Origin of the sequence: Longinema margulisiae (assembly GCF_025266855.1) — a bacterium.
Taxonomy (GTDB): Bacteria; Spirochaetota; Brevinematia; order Brevinematales; family Thermospiraceae; genus Thermospira.
Genome location: NZ_CP053071.1, coordinates 1,422,381 through 1,438,625 on the forward strand (window position 1 = coordinate 1,422,381; position 16,245 = coordinate 1,438,625).

Sequence of the window (16,245 nt, forward strand, 5' to 3'; positions counted from 1 at the left end):
CCTGTTGCTGAAACATCGACATAGCATTTTCCCGCTCCCTTTTTTTTCTGTACCCCATGGCGGCATTTGTGGTTCTAGAGAGGGCCCTTTGGATCCTGATAGGAAGTCCTTCCGACGAGAGGACACAGAAAGTGTCGGGGGCAACCTTTTCTGTTACCTCGCGCGGGAGCGTTTCGCAAGAGAGGGAGAAGGGTGGCAAAACAGCCTGAAACTGAAAGAGAAAAGATGAACCAGAAGTATTCAGTCTTTGTGTAAAAAAAACTTCTGTATGAGTGTGGAACGACAATGATTTCCTATGCTCTTTTGTTTTTTTGGGGAAGCCCTTTTGCACAAAAAAAGGCCTTGCTTTATAATATTTCTATGGATGATGTATCACGTTATTATTTTGAGAAGCAACTTGTCTTCTCCTTAGTTCATCAGAGGTATATGGATTGTCCTTACTATCCCTGCCACAAAATGACAGAGCAGAATTGTTTCTTTTGTTATTGTCCCTTCTATCCCTGTCAGGATGAGACAAAAGGTGTATGGCTTTCTACCCCTGAAAAAAGGGTCTGGGACTGTTCTCCCTGTCAGTGGATTCATACCGATGGGGTAGTCAAAAGGATCATAGAACTTTTTTATGAAGGCAAGAATATCTCACAGATCAAAGAAGTCCTTGTGAAGGAAAATCTATGGTGAATACAAGAAAACCTCTCTATGTGATCGGGCTTGTGGGAAAAGCCGGCAGTGGAAAATCCACCGTGGCCAAGATTCTCTGCGAAGAGTACGATTTTTCTCTCATCTCCCTTGATGAAATGGGGCATAGGGCCTTAGAAGAAGCCAAAGATGAGATTACGAAACACTTTGGGCCGGAGGTTATTGGAGTGGATGGCCGTATCCAGAGAGAGGTACTTGGAGGGATCGTCTTTGGTCATATGGAGAAGCTTCTTCTTCTCAATGCTATCACCCATCCCAGGATCAAACGTCTTGTCAAAGAGAGATTGGCCTCCGCTACCACACACACCATCCTTGATGGGGCCCTGTTGTATGAAATAGGGCTTGCGCCGATCTGTGATTTTATCCTCATGGTGGATGCCCCTGAGGAGATGCTCTTTGATCGCCTTGTGAGGGAGCGGGGCTGGTCGGAGGAAAAGGCAAAAAGCGTTCTTTTCTCCCAGCGGCATCTCCAGTTTTTGAAAGAGCAGGCGGATTTTATTATCTTCAATAACGATGGCCTGGAAAAGATCAGAAGACAGGTGGACTTCTTTGTTCATGCTCTTGTATGATGTCTCTCACACCAGGAGAAAAGAGGGCACCTGCCACAATCTGGTTTTCTTCCACAGGTTTTGCCTGCGGCTACAAAGAGCGCATGATACTCACGGTACAACCCCACGTCTGGGGTAATATTTTTGTGAAAGAGATCTTGAAGCCTTTCGTATGACTGAGTGGCCTCAGGGTACCCCAAAAGCTTCAAAATCCGCCGGGTATAGGTGTCAATCACAAAGATGGGAAAACCCAACGCATACAGAAGAATAGAATCTGCGGTTTCTGGGCCAATGCCCCAGAGAGAGAGAAGCTGATGTCTTGCTTCAGAGAGAGGAAGACGGCGAAGTTCACAGGGGTTTCCTCCATAGTCCTGGAGAAGAAAACGCATGGAAACATGGATTTTTTTCGCTTTTTGCCTGTAGTATCCCGCCGGGCGGATAAGGTCTGATAGTTCTTCTTCTGATAACGTGAGAAGACTCTCAGGGAGAAGAGGAAGCCTTTCCTTGAGGTTTACCAGCGCCTTCTCCACGTTTTTCCAGGCGGTATTCTGCGTGAGAATGGCCCCTATCCAGATTTCCAGAGCCTCCTCAGGTGTTCTTTGTTTTTGTGTATAGCCGGGCAAATAGAGAGAGACTCCATTCTCCACAATAGGCCACCAGTTCTGAGGACCATAAAAACGAAAAAGAATGTCGTACAATTCACTGAGAGAAAGTCTCATCGTTTGCCTCTATCCATCGATTGCCACTGGCCTTTCTCATACGGTTCATGAGGGCACGGCCGACACCCTTTTCTTCCACGGCCTGGAGGATTATGACTTCTGTACCCTGCTGTTCTAAGCGGGCAAAGGTGGCAAAAAGCCCTCGTGCATAGGAGGCTACATCAGGAAAAACCACTCTTTCCCATGGTCCAACGGGAGGGGAGATCCCCACCACCGCCGTTTTTTTCCCCTTGCAGAAGGCTTCAAGAGTTTTTTCGTCTAAATGGTGAGAAAGATACACCTCAGCGTGGGGCCTGTAATGGGTATATTTCATCCCTGGAGAGAGGGGTCTTTCATGAGATTTCTCCTCAGGCAAAACCACCTCAAACCCCTTCTCTCGAAGCATCTCCTCGGTGATAGCCCCAGGGCGAAGGATGATCACCTTGTTTTCTTTTACCATCACCACGGTGGATTCAAGTCCATGCTCACAGGGACCGCCGTCAATGATGGCATCCACACGGCCTTTCATATCACGTATAGCCATCTCAAAAGTGGTGGGGCTTGGTCTTCCGGAGAGATTGGCTGAAGGAGCCGCCACGGGAAGACCAGCCAGGGTGAGAAGTTTGTGGGCCAATGGATGGGCGGGGATACGCACCCCAACGGTGGGAAGTCCTGCACTGACAATGGGGGGAATGCGAGACGAACGTTCACAGATAACCGTGAGAGGCCCGGGGCTGAAAAGGGAGAAGAGGCGTTCCACTTCTGGTGAGATCTTCTCGGTGACCACGGAGAGAAAGCTGATATCGGGGATGTGGACAATGAGGGGATTATCCTGAGGTCTTCCCTTGGCTTCAAAGATGGCCTGGACGGCTTTTTCTGAGAGGGCATTTGCCCCGAGTCCATACACCGTTTCAGTGGGGAAAACCACAAGCCTTCCTTCCTGAAGAAGGGAGGCACAGAAGTGAAGGGCTTTCTCATCAGGGGAGGGAAAAAGAGAGGTTTCCATGAGACTTCTCCAAAATACCGTTGTATTATACAGCAAAAGGGAGAGAGGGTTCAATTTTTTGGTTTAAGACCCCTGCAGCGGTGTTTTTTCCCCCGATCTGGGTCAGGGGCTCGGTTTTGTGATTTCTTCAAGCCAGGCGAGATAGGCCATGGCTTCTTCCCGGCTTTTGCCACACATCTCGGCTGAGGGTTTGAGGGAGACGCAAAAGGACGGTCTCTCAGGGCTTCCATACAACCGGCAACGAAGATCCTCGTCAAGATGTGGACATGGGACACCGGCTGGCTTTCCCTCTGGCATACCGGGAAGAGGAGTGGCAATAGACGGGGCTATACAGCAGGCAGCACAACCTGGTCGGCACTCCATGGTTTCAGGTGTGGAGACATTCTTTTCTTTCACTGTCTTCACACTCTATGGCGGCTACTGCTTCAAGAGCCTCAGGGGGGAGAGCATGAGCTTTGGCTACCACCTTGCGTTTCCATCTACCGGTCGTGAAATACACCCACGAAGCAAGCATACCAAAAAGCCATGCGACGGGAATCCCCCACCAGATGCCATTGGTTCCCCAGAAGCGGGAGAAAAATACCGAGACAGGAATACGAAGTCCCCACAGGGAAAGGATGGTGATAATCATAGGGATAAAGGTATCCCCTGCACCACGAAGAGCACCGTTGTACACAAACATGGTCATAAAAGCGACATAGAAGGGGGCTACAATCCACATATACTCCTGCCCAATCCGTACCACGGCCGGATCGCGGTTGAACACCATCACAAGGGGAGCGGCGAAAAACACGATGAGAAGAGACATCACCACGGCGATACTGTTGCCAACGACAAAAGCCACACCCACTCCTTCTTTTACCCTGTCTTCACGACCGGCGCCTATATTTTGTCCCACAAAGGTAGAAATAGCCATGCTGATATTCATCGCTGGCATCATGGCAAACGACTCGATTCTGCCCGCCGCGGTAAAAGCCGCGATCGCGTCCGTTCCGAAACGGTTTACAAGCCCCACTAACACCATACTCCCGATAGCCACCATCACCTGCTGGATTCCTGATGGCATCCCTATGGCAAGACTTTTGAGAAGAATCTCTCTATCAAAATGTATCTCTGAAAGCCTGAAACGAAAGAGTTCGCTTTTCTTTGAAAGGATAATCCACCCCACCACAAAAGAAACTCCCTGGGCTAATACCGTGGCCACAGCCACTCCCTCAACCCCCCAGTGGAACACTAAAACAAAAACTAAATCAAGAATAATATTGACAAAAGTAGAGAGAATAAGAAGATACAACGGTGTTTTTGAATCTCCCATACCACGGAGAATCGCACTGAGACCATTATACCCAAAAAGGGCGATCATACCCAAAAACATAATACGCGTATAATTATGTGCCATGAAGAAAATATCCCCCGGTGTATGCATGACCCGCAATATCCATCCCCCGAAGAGAACGCCCGCAATGGTCACCACCACCACCGTCCAGAAGAGAAGCCACACCGTTGTATCGATCGTCCGTTTCAGGTTTTTCCAGTCTTTGGCTCCATAATACTGGGAGATGAGTACCGTACTTCCCATGGTGGCTCCCATGACGAGAGCAATGAGCAGAAACATGATGGGAAAACTCACCCCCACGGCGGCCATGGCTTCTTTGCCCACGAATTGTCCTACCACGATGCTATCCACGACGTTATAGAGTTGTTGGAATACACTCCCCAAAAAAAGCGGTATGGCAAAAGAAATGAGGCTTGTTGATATCTTGCCCTTTGTCATATCCCTCATATCAAAACTCCTTGTCTTTCCAATAAATATACCTCTCTTTTTTCCAAGAAGGCAAGTTTTTGAGACCCTTGCACGGGTGTTTTCTTCCCCTGTTTGGGTCAGGGGCTACGCCCCTGAAACCCCGCTTTTTCCATTTACAAGGGCTTATTTATCTTTTTTTGTTCAAAGGAATAGTTTTATTTATTACGTTAAGGAACATTTTTATACTATTTTTTGTTTTTTACTACTTTTTTGAGACCTTTGCACATTCGTGCAAAGGTCTCGTTTTTGTTTTTTCATCTATGGGAAGAGGGGATATAATTCCCCACTATTTTTTTGTCAAAAAACGGGGGCTACTGATCACCGAGAGAGAAAGCGGCTTGTTTTCATAGGTGGCCAAATACCCCTGATAATATCCCATCACCTTTCGTACATACAGGCGTGTTTCTGTATAGGGGAGAATCTCCGCTAAGACAATATCGTCATCTGGCTGGAAGCGGTTTTTGGTGGCATCTACCACCCTGTGTCCTCCGTTATACACCGCCAGAGCCCCAATAAGCCCATAGTTTTCCATGGAATGAGCCAAAAAGCGTGTACCCAACACAATATTGTTTGCCGGATCGTACAAACTGACGGTTCTTTCATCAAATACTGAAGGAATGAGAAGTTTTGCTGTAGCGGGCATGAGCTGCATAAGCCCTTTTGCCCCTACGCGGGAGGTTGCCCTCGGATAAAAAAGACTCTCTCCCTTGATCACGGCGTGTACTAAATACACATCGCACAAACTGTTGGTTTGCATGGCAAGGGCAAGTTTACTCTCCTGGGCATAGGGAAGGGGATAGAGTACCTTCTGGAAATCTGATGGCAAAAAGACACTATGGTTTCTGATGGCCGGATCGTTTTCTATACGGGAAAAGAGAGCCCTTGCCCGGTCAAAGTTTTTGTAGTATACTAAGACCTTGAGTACGGCCAGATCCGCCACAATCTCGTTTTTGATGCCTGTCTCGTAGAGAAGTTCCTTTGCGTAATCAGTAAACCCAAAGCGGCTGTACACAAGCCATCGAAAGTATTTTTCCATGGGAAGTTTATCCAAGGCCGACAGAGAAGACCCAAAGAGATCGGGATAGAGAGCGGACAATCCAGCCACCACCCCTTTTTTGTACTTTTCCTTTTCTGTTTCTTTTACGGCCAGTCCATACAGGACCCGATCCACAAAGAGTTTTGCCATCGGGTTTTTCTCGTCATCAAGCTTTTGCCGGAGTATTTTCAGGTAGGCTTCTACATCTTCTGATGGGATGACCTCACGAAGATAGGTGGCTGCCAGTGTTCCAAAATACCCACCCGGGGCAATGGCGACGGTTCTTGTCCATTCCCGAAGAGCGAGTTCTCTGTTGCCTGTTTGCCAGGCACTATACCCATACCAGAAGGGAATATGTTCGCTGATTGTGGTCGAGATATCGGTAAACCCCAATTTCTCATAGGTTTTTTCCACCCAGTTGGTTATTCTCTCATATTGCTTGTAGGCTAAGAGATTGCGGATGAGAAATTCGAGATTTTTGGAGACGTACTCTGGATGGAAACCTTTGACGAGAAAATTTTCATAATATTTTTCAGCTAAGGCAGGCTTGTAGTTTGCCTTGCGGGAGACGGAACGGAGAGCTTTGTAGGCATACGCCGCCTGAGCAGAAGAGCTTCCTGCTGGCAGTGATACTACGGTCATCTGACGATAGGCTGAGAGTTCCTCGGCTATGGAAACATAGCCCTTCTGCCTGAGAAAAGTCTCTATGCTTCGCAGGGTATCATTTTCCACCTGACCGGCGAGAAATACCCCCCACTTTTCCACCCATTCCGGGGAAGGTTTTTCCTTGGCAATGTAGAGCTTCCCCTGTTCTAAAAGAAGCTTGGCATAGCCAGGTAGAAACCAGCGTTCAAGGAGAGTTCGCTTCTCCTCAACGGAAAAGAGATCCCAGAGACGACGAACAATGTTCTCATAGGTCTTCTGATAGGAAGGGAAAACCTCTTTCAGGGCAAGGATGATACCCTTTTGCCCAGCCCTGTTTCCTGTCTGGTCATATATCTCAAGAAGAGCAAAAGCGGTTTCCATCTCCCGGTAGGTGGTGGGAAGTGCCCATGCCTTTTCAAGTGTTTCCCTTGCTTCCCTGAAACGGTTCTGCTTTTGTTTGACCCTGGCAATACCCAAATAGGCATCTCGCTTCAGAAAGGTCTCTGTGGTGACAAGGGAGAGCATGGAATGGTAGGATAGCAGGGCGGAAGAGAGACGTTTTTCTCTCTCGTAGAGCTTGCCAAGGGTGTGATAGGCTTCTGGTTTGAGGATGAAGCCACTTTCTATAAGGTTTGAAAGCACCCTTTCTGCATAGGCTACGTCTGATGAAGAAAGTCTTGGTTTGGTTTCGACGGCCTGATAAACCTGATAGAACAGCTGCAAATCACTATAGTGTTTTTCAAACAGCGACTCAATGAGTGCCCTCTGATTTGGTTCATAGGCAAAATTGAACACCAAAATCACCGTAAGAAAAAGAGCCAAAAACTCCCACCGCACAAGGTGTTTGATTCTCTGCATGGTTCCCCCTTTTTTGTCTACCTCATGGTATGAGAAATAAAAAGTATAAAGGGAGATAAATTTTCTGTCAAAAAATGGGGGTGTCATTCTCAACTCGATAGAAATGGGTTTGTCGTTCCACATAGGAAACTGAATACCTATTTTCATTTCCTGTGAATAGGGAAATAATTCAAAAACTTTCTGTTATGGTGTTTATTGAAAAAAGAGTCGCGCTTGAAAACATCAAGGCAAGATTTGGCTTTTACCATGTTTCAGCTAAACCATGGTTCTTTGCTGAGACAAAGGAATAGCAAGAAGGAGGGGTATAGACACGGATTAAACGTTTAACCAGAGGAGTTTTGTTGAAACAAGGTAATAGCCCTATGCCTTTTGGTCTCAGAAAGCCCCCTTCTTGCTGAGATATCGCCATAGCCCTCGCCCCTGCCTGCGATGTGCTGTCGGAGAAGCCCCGTGGGAGGAGAAACCATGTGGGCTGGTGGGAGAGAGCCTTGTTCTTTCACTCCCCCTTTTTTTCTGTACTCCACTTCGACTTCGCTCAGGAGGCTCACCGGACCGCTTTTGCGGTTTAATACTCTTTGTACTGCTAACGGGGAAGTCCTTCCGAAGTGAGGGTGCAGGAAGCACCCGGGGTGACCTCTTGTGTTGCTTTTGCCTGGAAGCCCACCGAAGCGAAGCTGCGGGGACCCCGCTTTGGCGGGGAATCGGCGAAGCGAGGTGGGCGCTCTTCTTCCGAAGTCAGGAGGACGAGGTGAGGTCGCCTACGGAGGAAGGACTTCCCCTGGAAAGAGGAAGAAGTCTTTCTATTGCCCGCAAAAGCGGCACACTATCCGTCCTCGTCGCATGCGTAGCATGCGACGAGGACAACGCCCCTTTTGTCCCGCGCGGGAGCGCTTTGTGAAAGAAGTAAAAAAATTTTTTGTTTTCCATTTCACTTTTTGGTGAATTTTTGAGTATATTGTATGAGGAAAAAGTCGAAGGAGTCGCTTTCCTCATTTTCATGAAAAAACTCACACCATGGAAGGTGTGTCGGTCAGTAAACTTCTCAAGTAAGAAAGTAAACTTTCTCTATCAACAAGTGGTGGCCCTGTGCCGATACAAAAAAGGCGAAGTACACTGGAAAGCCAGAAGGAGGCGATATGAGGTCGCGAGGTCTTCTTTCACTTGTTCTCATGATGGGGATAGTTCTTCCGCTGTGGGGGGAGTATTTTTTCACGAGCTTTGACGCGGCGGAGAATACTATCTTTCAATACAATTTCACCTATTCTCTGCAAATGGGTTGGCATAATGTAGGCAACAACTATGCTACGGCATTCAATACCAGTACCCTTCGCATCACAGGACAGGGAAATACGGCGGTTTATTACAATGAGATTTATGGCTTTTTTGTTCGAAAAACCAATGTGCTCTACACTGCCTCAAAAGAAAACCCTATAGGCTTTGAACTCACCCGTACCTATTGCCGTCTTGATCCGGATAGTGGAGTAAATCCCGAATCCGGTCGTATGAGAGAGGCGTTTCATCTTTTGTGGGTGCAGCATGATCCGACGGTGGATGCGAATGGAGAATTTTTGCCCAATGTGGTACACTTTTCGGAACTCTCGAGACCTCAACTTGGGACCAATGACGGGCTTCCCAGCGAGCCCAATGTGCTTCCACGGTCTTTCTGGGCTTCTGACCTTGGGTTTACTCGAAATTCTGCTTATTCGTTCTCAGGTCTTTTGCCACCGGATGAGAGTGGAGTTCATGATTTGTCTCCTCTCTTTTTATGGGGATATGATGATTATTATGGGGCAAATTCTGATGAAAATCCTATTGATGGGACAGGTTGGGCATGGGCAAATACTATAAACAACAATGTTCTTCGTTTTCGTGTTACCATTGATGGGGAGTATGCCTACTTTTATGTGAACCCCAATCCGACGGGGGCGGCCAAGACGGAGTATGATGGGACGGCAAGACCTGCTACTTATTATTCCAATCAGTTTTATTATGTGGGCAAGGTTCCTGTGACCTTTTCCAATAACCTGATCCCTATGTTTGGGGTGTCGGACAACCGCCCTGATGGGGAGGTGCTTTCCTACTATGTGGATGACATGACCATCCGGACGGTGGGGGCAAGCAATGTGGCTGAGATTTCCCCTGTGCAGACCAAGGCTGGGACTACCAATATCCTGAGGATTGCCTTGAAACCATGGTTTTCTACGGTGAATGAGGCAGGAGTCCAGGAGGTGTATGTGGATCTGCCTGATGAGTTTCTCTCCTTCACCAACTGGACGGCATTCACCAATCATATAGGGGTCTTCTGGGCACACACCAATAGCCAGACGATCTATCGTACCTTTGGGCGTGTCTATGCGGATCAAAATCCAGCGGCGGGTACGGTGGCTCTTTCGGTGAAACAGAATGGCAAGCGGCTCAAGATCCGTTTCAATGCCGCTGCCTCCCCTGATGTCTTCCATCCCAACTATAGTGGGTTTGGGGGGAGTCTTGCCACTACCCACCAGTATATGATCTATATCGTGGTGAGCAATTTCTTCACTTCCCCTGTGGCTGATGTGAGTGGCAAGACACTCTCTGTGTATGTGAATAACGAAAAATATGCAGATACCACCTGGACAGCCAATGCCACGACAGGCCCAGCCCGAGCCTATGCAGGCAATGTGACGGCTTTCACTGGTTTTCGGGCTGATGAGAATACCCTCACCTTCTCCACGGCTAACGATCCTGTGGGGATAGCTTCTCTTCGTCCAAATTTCACCTACGAGGGAGAATCCAAGACCTGGTTTGTGGATGTGGCAGCGAAGGACACGAATGAGTCAGCCAATAACAATGCCGATATTGCACAGGTGGATATCTTTTTCCCTGTTGGGTTTGACCTCCAGCCGGGGAGTTTTGCCAGTGAACGTCTCACCAATGCCTCGAGTTTTGCCTATGATCCGGTGAATAGAAAACTCTCGGTGTACTATACCAACGAGAACCGCTATCTCATCGCAGGTTCTGGTATTGATACCATCAGTTTTGTGAATATTTCTACGACAAATCTGGATAGTGTGCCACCAGCAGGAACAAACCAGCTTTCTAATAGTGTTGTGGTAGTGAGTTATTCAGCTCTTGCAGGGACAAGGCCAGTCACCAATGGAACGAGTCTCTCCTATCCCTCGCAGGATTTTCTCATCCGAAAGAAGTCTCCAAAGGTGCAAGGGGCCATGCTCCCTGTCGAGGTGAGCAATACCCTCGTGAGCAACCAGTACACCTATCTCATCCAGAACAAAGCGGAAAATACAGGAAACAATGTTCGCCGGCTTCTCATCCGCTTGGACAAGGTGTTCACCAATGTGGTGAATGTGGTGGCTGATAGGCCAGCGACCATCACCGTGTCTAAGAATATCACCAATGACAATATCACCAATACCGAAGGCTACTGGTGGATTGTGGTGGATTATGCCGCAGGTTCTACCAATGTGGCTCGTGGCGAGAGTGCAACAGTCACCTTCTGGGCGTATGATATGGTGCCTTCTCTGACCAATGTGACGGAGGCTACCAATATTGCCTATGCGGATAACTTCAACGGCGATGGGTGGGTTGCCGCTACAGAAGAACCCACCACAGGCTGGCACACGGTGTTCTATACTCCACCTGCCAATGTGCGATCCTACATTGTAGAACCTCTCAATGAGGATGGACAACTTGATGCCTCCTACAATCACCATCGCTATACCGACCGGGAGGATAGCTTCCTCGTTCGTGTGCGGGTGAAAAACTGGGGAGAACCGGAAAATAGCATCTATAAAGTTCGAGTAACCTTCCCGACGGGGATTACCAATATTGACAGCGCGGCTTCGCTTCGTGTCGGACCATCCAGTATACGGACATATACCACCAATGCAGGGGCCAACTGGGTGGCGGAGTTCTTCTACACCAATAGTTCTCTTCCTCCTACAGAGGTGGATGATCTCATTTTCTGGATAAGGGATGATATTCATGATCCTGTGGTGAAAACCATCCAGGTGGAGGCGGCCAATACGACAAACTATGCGATGGGGGGGCTTGAAGGGGCGGACAACCTTGATCTCAGGTTCATCTATCCAAGACCATCGGCTGTTGGGTATGTGATCGTACCGGATGGGTTTATCGATGCGGCTACCAATGAGACCACTATCTACTATGCTATCTCCAATACGGGGCTTCATGAGAACCAGATCAAAGAGCTCTATCTCTGGATCAATACCAACTACATTACCAATATCGCATTTCTTTCATCGAGTTTAGGGGGAACCTTTACAGGTTTTGTGCCTGATACGCCCCCATACTACAGGCTTCAGGTGCAGTACTATACGACATTCTACGGGTCTTCCAATGAACTTCTTACCTTCAAGGTGTTTGATAGGGTAGAAAACAGAGCAGAATTTCCTATCTATTTCTCGGTTTCCAATGTACGTATGTGGAGTAATCAGTTACCCTCTCCTGCTGGTCAAACACAAACCGTGAAGATTATTCCTCCTCCGGCTTTCTATGCCTATGGCATTGATCGGACGGTGGCCTATAGGCCGACGGTTTCTGGCCAGACCAACACGGTGCAGGTACGTCTTCGTGTCACCAACCTTGGGTGGGGGAGCAACAAGCTCCACAAACTCAGGCTTTGGATACCGATGGCGCTTACCAACCAGTTAGTGAGCGTGAGCAATAGCCTGCTTGAAAAGACCAACGAGGCGGGTGGGCCTGTGAGAGTGGTGGCTTCCAATTTGATAGAGGTGAGCTACATCGATGATGGCAAAGAGCTTCTGGCGGGAGCCTCTGATGATACCTTCCTCACCTTCGGGATATGGACCAATCAGGCAGTTGGTGGGCATTTTGTCCTGGCGGTGGCCAATAACTCGCTTGATGAGGGTGGTCAGTACCAGTGGACCAATTACTGGACCAATGTGTCTGTTTTGAGTGGGACCAATATCTTCACCGTGGTAGATCCTGCTCGTTTCTACGTCCAGCCGACAACTATTCCAACTCCAGCCACTTCTACAAGACTCTCCAATCGAATTGAGAATGGGGCTGAAGTATTCGGAAGAAAGATTTCTCGTGTAGATCTTTATTTTGATGGGGGACTTATCACCAATGTCGAAGTTATAGGTGCTGGTTCTGGTGGGGTGCCTGTTGTTTTAGGAAAAACCAATGTTCGGGTGGATTATGTACCTTCGGGTATGGATCCCAATAGTGGTCGCTGGATCGATGTCAGGGTTTATGACAACTGGCTTGAGGGCAATACCAATATGATGGTGAAAGCTCGTGTATGGTATGAGGCTGATCCCCTCAGCACAGGAGAGCCGGTCCTCATCAAGGAGTCATATACCAATGTGGTGGCTTTTGAGAACCCTGCCGCTTCAGCCCAGGGAGCGGTGGCTCCGGCTGTGGTGTGGCAGGATTTTCTCCATACTAACTATACACTCACGGTGTCGAATACAGGGGATACAGGAAACGATATCAAGTGGATCAAGATAGTGGCTCCCTACTTTATCACCAATCTTGATAATGCCATTTCAACAAAAGGTGGAGTGGTCTTCACCTATCCATCAGAAATTCATGTGTACTATACCAATCTCACCTTTGGATCTGGTGAGGTAGACACTATTACCTGGCGAGGATGGGACAATATTGAGACAACCGAGATTTCTTCGGTATGGCAGTTGGAGGTGAACAATACCCTTGAGCCTTCGCTTTTCCGTAGCATAGGGATTATCCCTGGATATAGCCAGACGATTACCATCAAGCGGCCACCCTATCAGGTGAACTACTATGTAGAGTTTACCAATAGTATCAACACGGCAGAACGGAACAAGATGTATGCTACGGATGAGACCAACTGGGTGAAGGTGGTGATCAACAATACCGGCTCAACAGGAAATGATATTGTAGCGGTGAGAATACCTATTCCTTCGATTTACGACGCAGGCTCGGCTCCGGAAAATATCATCATCACCAATGACATGACAGCGACAAGCACGCGTGGAGTAGTATCTATCTCCAACGACAGTGTCTGGGTAGATTATAGTGGAAGTCCTCTTTTCCCAATGGAAGGGGATGAGGTGATTATAAGGCTGCGGGATAGAATTGATCATTATGAAACCAACCTTGCCTGGACGATGCAGGCTCGTCTGACGACAACGGCGGATAGATACAAGGATGCTTCGGTGCAGGTGGGACAGTCGGCAACAGCCTGGTATGTGATGCCTTCACCTCAGGCTGTGGTGACACTCTCTCCCTCTGAGGTCTATCTTGCTCGCCGGCGGTTTATGCTTGGGGTGATCGTGAGCAATGCCGGCCGTGGTACCAGCGATATCGATCGTGTGGAGATCACCCTTCCGACGGCTCTGCAAACAGGGTTCAGTGTGGCTAAGGTTTCCAATACCGTGGCAACAGGGACCAACTATGCTGCTGGTGTGCTTACCCTTGACTATGCTTCTCCTCTTTTGGCAGGGCAGAGGGATGAGATTTATCTTGAGGTGACCAATACCATGACAGATCTGGGAGACCTTTCTCTTCCTGTGGTGGTACGCAACTATGTCAAGACGGCTTCGGCTACAGGACAGAATACCATTTCGCTCTCTTCGCTTCCTACTTTCTTCGGGTATGTGAACTACTCAGAGGGAAATACAGTAATTGATACCACCACGATGACCAATATCTTCTCTGTCAATATTGATAACTCCGTGAATACAGGGCTTCGTGTTGGTCGTGTGAAGGTGGTTTTCCCTGATTGGTTCACCAATGGGGATAACTATCAGAGTGAGCGATATATTACCAATGCGGCGCACATGACAGGAGATCCGACCAATATCATTCTCGAATACGCCCTTGATAATAAGCGGATTGTCAGTGGGGATTATGATGTGGTGAATTTCCGCTTGTGGGATGATAGACGGATAGGCAACTTCACCAATCAGGTGCTTGCCTATGTGGATGATGGGCTGGCTCTGTCAGAAGCAGAACGCTGGATACCTCTTCCTGTCCAGAGTGGCAAGACTAATGTCTTCTCCTTCCGTATGCCACCTACAGAGGTAGCGCAGACCATTGGTACCACCACCATTTATGTGGATACGGAAGCCACCAATACGGTGGTTCGTCTCACCAACCGTGCTTCACTTGACAATCCTGTAGCCATGGCAAGGATTATTTTGCCCGTTGGGGTAACGAATATTTCAGGGCTGACAAGTACGAAAGGGGCAGATGTGAGTTATGATCCTGCTACCCATCGTATTGTGGCTGACTATCGGGGTATTGGCCTCCTTGGTCAGGGAGAGAGGGATGAGATTGCCTTTGATTTTACCAACCTCTATCGAGTACCGACCAATGTATCCTTCATTGTCGAAACCGCCAACCTCACCAATGTGGCCGATATGGTGTACTACACGGCTTCAGGGATGAACGGATCTGTCTCCATGATGAAGGTGAACTATCCTCCTGTAGCGGTAGAGGGCGGTTTCTACGGGGACAACAGGGTGTATCTCATTGATACCAATGCGACGCTTATCTATCGTGTGCTCAATCGCACCTTTGAGAGTGTGGTGACCCAGGTGGTGATCACCTTTGAAAAGGATTTGACAAACTACTTTAGCGAGATTAGTCTTTCTAATACGGTAGCGACGGTAACGAGACCGGATACCAACACCAATCAGTTTATCCTGAGTTATACGACGGCGAACGGCATAAGACAGGGGTACTTTGAGGATCTCATCTTTACCTTCCGCTACAATTTGAATACGACAGAGGTGATTCCTATTACGACGAGAGTGTGGCTTGAATCGATTGGGCCTGATGGGACCAATGTCAGTGCCCTGAAGGCGTTTACCCCTGATCCTGAGAAAGCTATCCTGTATATCACCAATGCCAACTGGGGCGTGGTGAGAGGAAGTGTTTTCCCGACAAATCGTGCGGTAGCGGTGAAGATCTATCCAGCTGGTTCCTCCACGACGGCTCTTGATATCGATGGTAATGTACTCTCGACGTCAAGTCGTGTGCCTGAAGGGACCTACGTCATACGAAAGATCCCTGATGGGACGTATGATATTGAGTTCTCCGCTCCTTATTACCGCAGTCAGCGTTATCGCACCAATATTGTGGCCAATGTGATTACGGAGATACCTCAGATAGCGATGCGCAACGCTCCACTGATGGGTGGTGAGGATGAGGCACAGGTGGTGGAGTGCTATGAGGACACCAATACGATGGTGGTCTTCCCTGGTGGTTCTGTGGGCAAGGAGTTCTCGGTGGATATCACAAGAGTGCCGCTTACCGCTGAACAGAAGCGCAATCTCACGGAGAACAAGACGGTGAAAGCCCCGAGCACAACGACGGACATGTATGGCTACCGGTTCAGTCTCAATACACGGGACGACAAACCGATGGATGGGGCTGTAGTGAAGCGGGATGCTATCCTCTATCTTGCCTATGATCCTTCGGATATCGCTTCCCGTGGGTGGAGTGAGGGAGATCTTGCCATCTACTACTGGGATGACAACGGGCTGAATCCTCGGTGGGTACGGGTTGGTGGCGAGGTGGACACGGCGAGAAGACGCGTGGTGGCCAAGGTGAGCTATGTCCATAGTATGTACGGTGTGTTTAGCAAGGCAGGTGAGGACAGGCCTGGTATCATCACGGCGGTGACCCTGAGACCCAAGGTGTTTACGCCAAGTCGTTCTGGAGATGGTTATTACGGTTCTGTGCGTGTCACGATGGAGTTCAGATCTCCTGTGGAGAAGTATGAGGTGAAGATCTTTGACCTGAAGGGGAATCTCATCCGGCGGTTTGTCCGTGAGGATGGTCCGTACACGCAGGGAGAGATAGCTTGGGATGGCAAGGATACTGAAGGTTATGATGTGAAGAATGGTGTCTATATATACAAGATCTATGCCGGCGGCGAGACCTACAGTGGGACGCTGGTGATTGCACGGTAGGAGGTGGGG

The 16,245-nt window shown here is 48.6% G+C and carries 8 protein-coding genes; 3 read left to right on the plus strand and 5 right to left on the minus strand.

Going from position 1 to position 16,245, the window contains the following annotated elements:
- The first annotated feature begins 360 nt into the window (after positions 1–360).
- A complete protein-coding gene (locus tag BREVNS_RS06375; protein WP_483426187.1) occupies positions 361–678 on the plus strand; it encodes a cysteine-rich small domain-containing protein in 318 nt (105 codons plus the stop codon).
- A complete protein-coding gene (gene coaE / locus BREVNS_RS06380; protein WP_483426188.1) occupies positions 672–1,265 on the plus strand; it encodes a dephospho-CoA kinase in 594 nt (197 codons plus the stop codon). Before BREVNS_RS06375 ends, coaE begins: the two co-directional genes overlap by 7 nt.
- On the opposite strand, the gene BREVNS_RS06385 is transcribed toward coaE, so the two are convergent.
- From BREVNS_RS06385 to BREVNS_RS06405, 5 genes are all read right to left on the minus strand, one after another.
- Positions 1,250–1,963, minus strand: coding sequence for an endonuclease III domain-containing protein (locus BREVNS_RS06385; protein WP_483426189.1), 714 nt, complete (start codon positions 1,961–1,963; stop codon positions 1,250–1,252). The two genes, coaE and BREVNS_RS06385, sit on opposite strands and share 16 nt — an antisense overlap.
- Positions 1,944–2,948, minus strand: a complete 1,005-nt coding sequence (locus tag BREVNS_RS06390; RefSeq protein ID WP_483426190.1) for an L-threonylcarbamoyladenylate synthase — start codon at positions 2,946–2,948, stop codon at positions 1,944–1,946. The genes BREVNS_RS06385 and BREVNS_RS06390 overlap by 20 nt, the downstream gene beginning before the upstream one ends.
- 102 nt (positions 2,949–3,050) lie before the next feature.
- Positions 3,051–3,311, minus strand: coding sequence for a YkgJ family cysteine cluster protein (locus tag BREVNS_RS06395; protein WP_483428040.1), 261 nt, complete (start codon positions 3,309–3,311; stop codon positions 3,051–3,053).
- A 4-nt stretch (positions 3,312–3,315) separates the two neighbouring features.
- Positions 3,316–4,731 (minus strand): MATE family efflux transporter, encoded by a 1,416-nt coding sequence (locus tag BREVNS_RS06400; protein WP_483426191.1) that lies wholly within the window; start codon positions 4,729–4,731, stop codon positions 3,316–3,318.
- Between the two features lie 307 nt (positions 4,732–5,038).
- Positions 5,039–7,291 (minus strand): lytic transglycosylase domain-containing protein, encoded by a 2,253-nt coding sequence (locus BREVNS_RS06405; RefSeq protein ID WP_483426192.1) that lies wholly within the window; start codon positions 7,289–7,291, stop codon positions 5,039–5,041.
- A gap of 1,136 nt (positions 7,292–8,427) precedes the next feature.
- Here BREVNS_RS06405 and BREVNS_RS06410 point away from each other — a divergent pair.
- Complete coding sequence (locus BREVNS_RS06410; protein ID WP_483426193.1) at positions 8,428–16,236, plus strand: FlgD immunoglobulin-like domain containing protein; 7,809 nt, start codon at positions 8,428–8,430, stop codon at positions 16,234–16,236.
- Positions 16,237–16,245: the final 9 nt, after the last annotated feature.

Excerpts from the sequence above, each read along its gene's own strand:
- BREVNS_RS06390 (WP_483426190.1), bottom strand. The coding sequence starts at position 2,948 with ATGGAAACCTCTCTTTTTCCCTCCCCTGATGAGAAAGCCCTTCACTTC.
- BREVNS_RS06375 (WP_483426187.1), top strand. The coding sequence starts at position 361 with ATGGATGATGTATCACGTTATTATTTTGAGAAGCAACTTGTCTTCTCC.
- coaE (WP_483426188.1), top strand. The coding sequence starts at position 672 with ATGGTGAATACAAGAAAACCTCTCTATGTGATCGGGCTTGTGGGAAAA.
- BREVNS_RS06405 (WP_483426192.1), bottom strand. The coding sequence starts at position 7,291 with ATGCAGAGAATCAAACACCTTGTGCGGTGGGAGTTTTTGGCTCTTTTT.
- BREVNS_RS06385 (WP_483426189.1), bottom strand. The coding sequence starts at position 1,963 with ATGAGACTTTCTCTCAGTGAATTGTACGACATTCTTTTTCGTTTTTAT.
- BREVNS_RS06400 (WP_483426191.1), bottom strand. The coding sequence starts at position 4,731 with ATGAGGGATATGACAAAGGGCAAGATATCAACAAGCCTCATTTCTTTT.
- BREVNS_RS06395 (WP_483428040.1), bottom strand. The coding sequence starts at position 3,311 with ATGGAGTGCCGACCAGGTTGTGCTGCCTGCTGTATAGCCCCGTCTATT.
- BREVNS_RS06410 (WP_483426193.1), top strand. The coding sequence starts at position 8,428 with ATGAGGTCGCGAGGTCTTCTTTCACTTGTTCTCATGATGGGGATAGTT.